Below are 2,700 nucleotides of genomic sequence, written 5' to 3'. Positions count from 1 at the left end.
GTAAGCGTCGAAGCAACCGCACCTTCCGCAACCGCAAAAATCTGTTAAAATCCTTTTGATGAAAAAATCGATTATCGACTGGCAAAAAGAGTTTGATTCATTTTCCAAAAGCGGACTTTCCCAGCCTCAGTACTGTAAAGAAAAAGGGATTAAATATACGACGTTCCGATATCATTGGGAGAGACGATTGGATCACGACAAAGACGGCTTTGTGGAAGTTTCTGATTCTGATGTAAACGTTAGCTCTCCTTCAGGATCGGAGTTTTTGACACTCAAAGTAGATTCTACTGGCAAGGTCCATCTTCAAATGAATCTTCATTTTAGTCTTGGTATATGGAGCTAAACCCGGGTAGCAGAAAAGTGTATTTGAGACCTGGAGTCACAGATTTAAGAAAGTCGATCAATACACTTGCCATCATTGTAGAAGGTAACATGAAGAAGAATCCGTATTCAGAGAGCCTATTTTTGTTTTGCAATCGCAAGAAAGACAAACTGAAAATCCTCTACTGGGACAAGAGTGGATTTTGTCTTTGGCAGAAAAGATTGGAAGAAAGTAAGTTTCCGTGGCCGAACACGGAGGAAGAAGTTCAAAAGATTCCGGTAGAAAGATTTCATTGGCTCTTGAACGGGATCGATTTCTTTAAAGAGCACAAGAAACTAAAATATCAGAAAGTAAGCTGAAAGGATTGACTAACTTCAGAATCGATGAAAAGTAAGACACCTTGTCTTTGGATATCAATTCACTTCCGAATGATGTAGAAGAACTCAAAAAGATTATTATATTAGAGAACCTCAAATATCAAGAAGAGATCCGACTCCAACGTCTAAAAGAATCGGAACACCTCGACCAAATTGAGAGATTAAAGATCCAGCTCTTCGGAAGAAAGACTGAGAAATGGAGTCAGATCGAAAAAGACCAAGGGATTCTATTTAACGAAATAGAAAGCGCTTTGCAAGAAGATTCTCCTGAACCCGAAGAAGAGAGTCTTTTTACACCTGTCAAAAGCCATACGAGAAAGAAGACGGGAAGAAAGCCGTTTCCTGATTATTTTCCCCGAATTACAATCCTACATGATATTCCCGAGTCTGAGAAAACTTGTTCTTGTGGTCATGGGCTTACTCGGATCGGAGAAGAGAGTTCCGAGAAGCTCGACATCATCCCTGCTAAGATCCAGGTTGAAGTTCATGTTCGTCCCAAATATGCCTGCAAGAAATGTGAAGGAACTTCGGATGAAACTCTTCCTGTTGTAAAGATTGCTCCGGTTTACAATCAGATCGCCGAGAAGAGTATGTTTTCTTCCGGATTCTTAGCATATACACTTACTCAAAAGTTTGCGGATGCTCTTCCGTTTTACAGACAAGCTGGAATTCTCCAGAGATCGGGAGTGGAGATTTCAAGAAGCACCCTTTCCAATACTGCGATTCAAGCGTATGAAAAACTTTCTCCGATGATCGAGGATGTGAGAAAGGAACTTTTTAAATCGAAGTATCTGCAAATCGACGAGACGGTTCTTCAAGTATTAAACGAAGAAGGAAAGTTGAATACATCCAAATCGTATATGTGGGTGATTCGAGGTTTTATTCGAGAAAAGCCCGTTATTCTCTATCATTACGAGCCGAGTCGAAGCGCTAAGTTTTTAGAAGAATGGATCGGTGATTTCGAAGGAATCATTCAAACCGACGGTTTTGAATCGTATGATTCTCTTTTGAAAACGAAATCAAGAATTCTTCATGCAGGTTGTTGGAATCATGCGAGAAGAAAATTCTTTGAAATTCTAAAAGTCGATTCTAAAAATGCTCAAGCACAATGGATCGTTAAGGAGATTGGCAAGCTCTATACAATCGAGTCGAAGGCTAAAGAAGCAAGTTTAAATTCGAAAGATCATTTGAGACTCAGGCAATCGGAATCCAAGCCGATCGTTGATGAGATTCGCTCCTGGATGAACAAACGGATGTTTGAAGTTGCTCCCAAATCTTCGATGGGCAAAGCTCTCTCGTATCTTGCAGGGCAGTGGGAAAAGCTTCTCATCTTTTTGGATCACCCTGAATTGCAATTGGACACGAATCTTGTCGAGAATGATATTCGTCCCTTTGTAATCGGTAGAAAAAATTGGCTCTTCTCCGGTTGTCCGCAAGGAGCGACTGCAAGCGCCGGGTTCTATTCTTTAGTTCAAAATGCTAAGGTATCAGGAATGGACCCTTACGCGTTTTTGCGGGACCTTTTTAAATCTTGGGAATGCGAGCCGAGGATACTGGCTTGGAAGGATCTTCCGCAATTCAAGGAGCACGTGTTTCATTAGTCTGTGTAGTGATAGTACAACGGAAATAGCCTTGTTTTGCCTAACTCTGATTAGATTTGCCCACCTACGCCTTTAAACTTCTCAACAAAAGCAGCTACCTTTTGAAAAACGCTTTGTTTGATAGTCAAATATTGCGGATGTAACGGGCTCATTTTTGGTAGAATAGTATTTAGTTCAGTTCCATTCTCACTGGCAAATTCTCGCCTTAATGAGGCGGTAATGTAGCGCTTGGCCGCATCAGCATTCAAGTTTTCGGTTTCAATAAGTTCATCTGCTTCCCGCTTTTGTTCCGCCTGCGCAAATGAGAAGAAGGCATCAATCACACTGGCCTTGTCAATAATCTGGTCAAGATCGGTTTGATTGATAAAATCAACCATCAGACTTTCTTTTGAACGGTTAC

General features: G+C 41.0%; 4 protein-coding genes. 3 read left to right on the top strand and 1 reads right to left on the bottom strand.

Annotated elements, in window-relative coordinates; genetic code table 11:
- Window positions 1–58: 58 nt before the first annotated feature.
- The 3 genes from tnpA to tnpC are packed head-to-tail and all read left to right on the top strand — an operon-like array spanning window position 59 to window position 2,300.
- Window positions 59–343, top strand: coding sequence for an IS66 family insertion sequence element accessory protein TnpA (gene tnpA / locus CH376_RS24705; protein WP_100787790.1), 285 nt, complete (start codon window positions 59–61; stop codon window positions 341–343).
- Window positions 334–681, top strand: a complete 348-nt coding sequence (gene tnpB / locus CH376_RS23790) for an IS66 family insertion sequence element accessory protein TnpB (RefSeq protein ID WP_100788597.1) — start codon at window positions 334–336, stop codon at window positions 679–681. Before tnpA ends, tnpB begins: the two co-directional genes overlap by 10 nt.
- Before the next feature lie 41 nt (window positions 682–722).
- Window positions 723–2,300: an IS66 family transposase gene (gene tnpC, locus CH376_RS23785; RefSeq protein ID WP_100787792.1), complete on the top strand. Its 1,578-nt coding sequence runs from the start codon at window positions 723–725 to the stop codon at window positions 2,298–2,300.
- 50 nt (window positions 2,301–2,350) lie between these two features.
- Here the strand turns inward: tnpC and CH376_RS23780 are convergent.
- The coding region (locus tag CH376_RS23780; protein ID WP_420843593.1) for a type I restriction endonuclease subunit R, EcoR124 family at window positions 2,351–2,700 on the bottom strand (350 nt) is incomplete at its 5' end.

The organism is Leptospira adleri, assembly GCF_002811985.1.
Classification (GTDB): Bacteria; Spirochaetota; Leptospiria; order Leptospirales; family Leptospiraceae; genus Leptospira; species Leptospira adleri.
This window is presented reverse-complemented; position numbering and strand designations above follow the sequence as displayed.